This is a genomic window from Megasphaera intestinihominis, assembly GCF_040096415.1.
In the GTDB taxonomy this organism is placed as follows: domain Bacteria; phylum Bacillota; class Negativicutes; order Veillonellales; family Megasphaeraceae; genus Megasphaera; species Megasphaera intestinihominis.
In genome coordinates, this window is record NZ_JBBMEU010000029.1 from 21144 (window position 1) to 27520 (window position 6377).

The 6377-nt window shown below is 53.7% G+C and carries 5 protein-coding genes; 2 read left to right on the forward strand and 3 right to left on the reverse strand.

The genetic code is table 11. The annotated features are described in order from the left end of the window. Window positions 1–118: 118 nt before the first annotated feature. Window positions 119–3862, reverse strand: coding sequence for a phosphoribosylformylglycinamidine synthase (locus WMO23_RS06235; RefSeq protein WP_292108201.1), 3744 nt, complete (start codon window positions 3860–3862; stop codon window positions 119–121). A 187-nt stretch (window positions 3863–4049) separates the two neighbouring features. On the opposite strand from WMO23_RS06235, the gene WMO23_RS06240 reads away from it, so the two are divergent. Further along, window positions 4050–4625: a xanthine phosphoribosyltransferase gene (locus tag WMO23_RS06240; RefSeq protein ID WP_292108202.1), complete on the forward strand. Its 576-nt coding sequence runs from the start codon at window positions 4050–4052 to the stop codon at window positions 4623–4625. An 11-nt stretch (window positions 4626–4636) separates the two neighbouring features. Next, window positions 4637–5257 (forward strand): hypothetical protein, encoded by a 621-nt coding sequence (locus WMO23_RS06245; RefSeq protein WP_020311590.1) that lies wholly within the window; start codon window positions 4637–4639, stop codon window positions 5255–5257. On the opposite strand, the gene WMO23_RS06250 is transcribed toward WMO23_RS06245, so the two are convergent. Together WMO23_RS06250 and WMO23_RS06255 are read right to left on the reverse strand one after the other, a co-directional pair. Beyond that, window positions 5240–5941 carry an FprA family A-type flavoprotein gene (locus tag WMO23_RS06250; RefSeq protein WP_292108203.1) on the reverse strand — a complete coding sequence of 234 codons (702 nt, stop codon included), beginning with the start codon at window positions 5939–5941 and terminating at the stop codon, window positions 5240–5242. The genes WMO23_RS06245 and WMO23_RS06250 overlap by 18 nt on opposite strands. After that, window positions 5938–6195, reverse strand: coding sequence for a 4Fe-4S binding protein (locus tag WMO23_RS06255; protein WP_020311588.1), 258 nt, complete (start codon window positions 6193–6195; stop codon window positions 5938–5940). Before WMO23_RS06255 ends, WMO23_RS06250 begins: the two co-directional genes overlap by 4 nt. Window positions 6196–6377: the final 182 nt, after the last annotated feature.

The window sequence follows — 6377 nt, forward strand, 5'->3', positions numbered from 1 at the left end:
TCAAGCTTGTTAATTATATCATAGGTGATGGGGAAATGCAAGAAAAAGCTATTAGCAGCTAGCAGTTAGCGACTCGTAGGGGCCGTCCCAAAGGGCGGCCCACACTAGTGCTCCTCTTTTATTTAAAGTATTCGACGCCCGATTTGAAGATCGGCTGGAGTTTGTTGCCAGCGATGTTCTGGAAGACGTCTTCGGCGCTGAAGCGTTCGGTGTGCGCCATCTTGCCCAGGACACGGCCATCGGGGCTGGTAATGCCTTCGACTGCCAGGACCGACTGGTTCGGGTTGTATTCGCTGTCATAAGTCGCTTTGCCGGAAAGGTCGACGTACTGTGTGGCAATCTGGCCTTTGGCAGCCAGTTCGCGAATCTGTTCTGGTGTGGCGACAAAACGGCCTTCGCCATGGGAGATGGCGACGGTGTGGACGTCACCGGCTTTGCAGCTGCTGAACCACGGGCTCATGACGGAAACGACCTTGGTTTCGACCATGCGCGACAGATGGCGGCCAATGGTATTGTATGTCAGCGTCGGGCTGTCAGCTTTCAACGGCTGGACATGACCGTAAGGCAGAAGACCGAGTTTAATCAGGGCCTGGAAGCCGTTGCAGATGCCGAGAGCCAGGCCATCGCGCTGATAGAGCAGGTTTTCCAGAGCTTCCGACAGGACCGGGTTGCGGAACAAGGTGGCAATAAACTTGCCTGAACCTTCCGGTTCGTCACCGGCACTGAAGCCGCCAGGAAACATGATGATCTGGGCTTTGGCAATGCGTTTGGCCATTTCATCGATAGATTCTGCCAGATCCTGCGGCGTGTTGTTGCGCAGTACCATGACATCCGTCGTAGCGCCAGCCCGTTCAAAGGCAGCGGCCGAGTCGTATTCGCAGTTCGTGCCCGGGCAGACGGGAATGAAGACCCGCGGCGTACCAAAGGCTTCGCTGCGGCGCGGACCATACGTCGTGAACAGCGGCAGTTCGGCATCACCTGTACCGCTTTCGCTCTTGATGGGGAAGACGTGGCTCAGCGGTTTTTCCCAGGCATCCTGGAGGTCTTTCAGAGAAATCGTCACGCCATCGACGGTCACATCAGCAGCAGCCGTCGTCTTGCCGACGAGGGAAACGTGAGCCCGTTTGACCCATTCAGCAGCCGTAGCAGCGTCGGTTTCGACGAGGATCGAGCCATAGCTGAGGTTGAACAGTTCCTGCGTAGCAAAGGATGCATCAACGGCGAAGCCAATGCCATTGCCAAAGGCCATCTGGGCGACGGCAGCGGCGATACCGCCCTGACCGACGGCATGCATGGCTTTGATTTTACCATCGAGGACAGACTGATGGAGGAAATCGCAGTGAGCTTTGAAAGTATCGAAGTCCGGCATTTCTTCAGCGTCGCGGGGCAGGTCGAAGAGGAGGACTGCGTCGTCAGCGGCTTTGAATTCCGGTGAGATGATATGGTTCGTGTGTTCCGGTGCAATGGCAAAGGAAACGAGCGTCGGCGGAACGGTGAGGTTTTCAAAGGTACCGCTCATGCTGTCTTTCCCGCCGATAGCGGCCACTTCCATGACCTGCTGGGCTACGAAAGCACCGAGGAGGGCGCTGACCGGCTGGCCCCAGGCCTTTTCATTGGTTCCCAGGCTCTGGAAGAATTCCTGCATGGTCAGATAGACTTTTTTGCGGTCGCCGCCGAGGGCTACCAGTTTGGCAATGGACTGGATGACGGCGTAGAGAGCACCGTGGAAGGGGCTCCAGATAGCCAGGTCCGGATCATAGCCGTGGGTGAAGATGCTGGCCGTCGTCGTATTGCCGTGTTCGACCGGAATCTTGGCAACCATGCCTTCGACCGGCGTCTTCTGGTATTTGCCGCCAAAGGGCATGAGGACCGTGCGGGCACCGATGGTGCTGTCGAAGCGTTCGGCCAGGCCCTGTTCAGAGGCGATATTCAGGGTACCCATGGTATCGAGCCAGGTCTTGGCGACGTCTTTGACTTCCGGAGCCTTGAAGAAATCTTTGTCTTCCGGAGCGACGACGACGGCTTTGCGATGCTGGGTGACGCCGTTGGTATCGAGGAAAGCGCGGGTAATATTGACGACGTTCTGGTCGCGCCAGTGCATGACCAGGCGTTTTGTATCCGTAGCGACAGCGACGATCGTCGCTTCCAGGTTTTCTTCGGCGGCATATTTCATGAATTCATCGACGTGTTCCGGAGCGACGACGACAGCCATACGTTCCTGCGATTCGGAAATAGCCAGTTCCGTACCGTCCAGGCCTTCGTATTTCTTCGGGACTTTGTCGAGGTTGATGTCCAGGCCGTCTGTCAATTCGCCGATAGCGACGGAGACACCGCCGGCACCGAAGTCGTTGCAGCGTTTGATGAGTACCGTGACTTCATGGCGGCGGAAGAGGCGCTGGATCTTGCGTTCCGTCAGGGCATTGCCCTTCTGGACTTCGGCGCCGCACGTTTCCAGGGATTCGACGGTATGTTTCTTGGACGAGCCCGTAGCACCGCCGCAGCCGTCACGGCCGGTCTTGCCGCCGAGGAGAATGATGATGTCGCCAGGGAGCGGTTCTTCGCGGACGACGTTATTGCGCGGAGCTGCGCCGAGGACGGCACCGATTTCCATGCGCTTGGCAATGAAGCCGGGGTTGTAATATTCTTTGACTTCGCCCGTAGCCAGGCCAATCTGGTTACCATAAGAGCTGTAGCCCTTGGCAGCGCCTGTCGTCAGCTTACGCTGGGGCAGTTTGCCGACGAGCGTATCCTTGACCGACTGACGCGGGTCGCCGGCACCGGTGACCCGCATGGCCTGATAGACATAGGAACGGCCGCTCAAGGGGTCGCGGATACAGCCGCCCAGGCAGGTAGCTGCGCCGCCGAACGGTTCGATTTCCGTCGGGTGGTTATGGGTTTCATTCTTGAAGAGGAGGAGCCATTCTTCTTCGACGCCATCGACATCGACAGGGATGATGATCGTGCAGGCGTTGATTTCTTCCGATTCGTCAAGGTTATCGAGTTTACCGGCAGCTTTCAATTCTTTGACGGCAATAGTCGCCATATCCATGAGGGTCTGTGGTTTCTTACGGTTCAAGTTTTCCCGCGTCGTCTTATATGATTCATAAGCGCGCTGGATGGGCGCCGTAAACGTCCCGTTTTCAAAAGAAACATCCGTGAGTTCGGTCATGAACGTCGTATGACGGCAGTGGTCCGACCAATAGGTGTCGATGACGCGGATTTCCGTCACTGTCGGATTCCGTTTTTCTTCATCCCGGAAGTAGGTCTGGACGAACTTCAAATCGTCGAAGCTCATGGCCAGGCCCATGTGTGCCGACAGTTCTTTCAAAGCGGCGTCATCCATGGCATCGAAGCCGTCGATGACGGGGACGTCAGCCGGTTTTTCCCAGGGCATTTCCAGCGTCGAAATGGGGTCCAGCGAGGCTTCGCGGGCTTCGACGGGGTTGATGCAATAATGTTTGATGGCAGCGACGTCATCAGCGGATAAGCTGCCGGACAAAACGAGGACCTGTGCCGTGCGGACGAGGCTGTCGTTCTTCATGGTCAGCATCTGCAGGCACTGCATGGCCGAATCGGCGCGCTGATCGTACTGGCCCGGCAGATATTCGACGGCCAGGACCGTGTCGTCCTTGCCAACCGGCAATTCGTCATAGACGGCATCGACAGGCGGTTCGGAGAAAATCATATTTTTAGCCGCTTCAAAAGCCGCATCATCGAGCCCGGATACGTCATAGCGGTGGTAAATGTGAATATCGGTCAACCCTTTAATCAACAGGTTTTCCTGTAAATCAGTGAGCAATCGTTTTGCTTCGTCAGCAAAAACACCGTTCTTGGCAACATACAAACGTCGGATAGACTGCATGTCATGACCTCCCTCAAAGATAGATAACTTATCATTAGACAACTCATTAGACAACTTTAGTATACCTGTTTTAAAACCATAAGTAAACTTAGAATTTTATTGACTTGCCTATAAAATCGTATTAGACTAGTACTATTATAGTAGACAATGTTTACCATTTTTCATCGACAGGGAGGACATGGAAGTAATGGAAGAATTGAAACAGCGAATTTTACAGGATGGCCTGGTCATCGACAACCGGATTTTGAAGATTGATAACTTTTTGAACCAGCAAATCGATACGAACCTCATCAATCACGTCGGTCAGGAGTTCGCCCGCCGTTTCAAAGACGTACACATCGACCGCATCGTCACCATCGAGGCTTCGGGCATCGCCGTAGCCTATGCGGCTTCCCTGGCCATGGGCAACCTGCCTATCGTCTTTGCCCGCAAGAAGAAATCCCTGCTCACCAAGGGCGAACAGTATACGGCCAAGATCTACTCGTATACGAAAGAAGAAGAATATACGGCAACGATCAGCAAAGCCTATCTCCACGCCGGCGAATCGGTTCTCATCATCGATGACTTCCTGGCCAGTGGAGCCGCTGCCGTCGGCCTGACGGACATCGTCGCCCAGGCAGGCTGTACTGTCGCCGGTATCGGCATCGTCGTCGAAAAGACTTTCCAGAGAGGCCGCAGGACGTTGGAAGATAAAGGCTTCCGCGTCGAATCTCTGGCCCGCATCGCCCGTTTTGAAAATAACAAACCTGTCTTCGTCGAATAAGGAGAATCATCATGCGCGCCCAATTTTTTGACGGTTTCGATTTTGCCACGTATAAATTCAGTATCGTCGCCATCGAAGAGGTGGACGACTTCTTTAACATCGAGGAATTCGGCCTCCATCCCATCATGTACAATGAAGCCTGCCTGCGCGGATATACGGCGATCTTCGGCTTCAACGATGAAAAGATGCTGACCCTCCATAAATTGCTGACCAATAACAACGGCATGGAACCGCCTGCCATCGACGGCATCCATCCCGTTTCCTTCCATTCGCCGGCAGGGGACCTGAAATATGAACTCAACCACGTCATGGATTACAGCGGGTCCATCCTCATCGCCAACAGCTTCATCGATAAATACTTCGTTCCCTTCGGTTTCCAGCTTCCCCATGCTTTCCGAAAAGTCTACGAGCTGACTTTCGACAAAGGCCTGTTTGTCAAGGTCCAGGACCACTCCCAAGAAGCACAAGAACTGCGCATCGAATACGAAGAACCCTTGAATTCCAAGAAGAAGCTCCAGATCAAATGGGGTAATTTGACCCATAAGTCGGAAGAATACGGATTCGACGACGAAACGATTGCGCAGTACATGGACCTCAGTTACGATACGAAATATTTATTTGATCACGTGTGATACATAGAAATCCCGGACAGCCGGCCATTGGCTCTGCAAGATGAGGCCATGGCCGGTTGCTGCTGTCTGGATAGGCATAGCGGCGATATCGGCGATGATGGCTTTGTCGTTTTCAGAGGCAGGGGCAAAGACCCGTTCAAAATAGGGTTCGGTGCCTTTGAGGATGGCTTCCTTGGAATAACCGGCATCGACCGGCGGTTCTTCGGCTAAATACTGGCCAAAGAGGTCATTGGAGAAGAGGATTTTTTCCGAAGCCAGCCAGGTGACCATATTATCCGGCCAGTGGAGCCCCGGCGTATGGATGAACTGGAAGGTATAATCGCCTAACGTCAGGCTTTCGCCATGCTGGACGACGCGGAAATCAGCTTCCGGATACGTCGGCTGGAGCCGTTCCTTCGTGGCCGGCGTGCAGTAGATGGGCAGCTGGGGATGACGGTCCAGGACGGCCTGCAGGGCTCCGCTATGGTCTTCTTCGGAATGGTTGAGAATCAGGGCATCGATCTGGCTGACAGGCAGGACACTTTCGATGTCCTGGATATAGGCATCGGCTGCTTTATCGGGAACCGTGTCGATGAGGATATTCTGTTTCCCCCGAAGCAGGTAAGATAAAAAAGAAATGGAAATCTTCGGCTTCTTGATGGTCTTGCCAAAGACAAAGATGTGTGGATTCAGCGAGTATTTCATAGTGCAGCCCTCCTGGCAGTTTCATATTGTTTTTGAGGAATATAGTAACACTTGTAAATTTCACAAGCATCCATACAGCGGTTGCAGCGCAGACATTTAGTCATATCGACGCGGGGCCGCCGGATGCCGTCGGCGCAGGTCTGCATCGACAAAGCTTCATACGGGCAGATACTGATGCAACAGCCGCAGCCTTCACATTCCTTGCGGTTAAAATAATCGGGTGTAACCAGTCGGTCAATATGCGTTTTTTCCATCATACTCCCCCCTTTTCGTACACTTATACTATAGCAAAAATATCCAAATAAAACCGTTGCAAATACAACAAAAGAGGCTGTCGCATGAAGACAGCCTCTTTTTGTTAAGTTTTACTGTAGGGGTCGCCACGTGGGCGACCCGCCGGGGATTCGGTAACTATCCTGGACGGGCTTGCCACGTG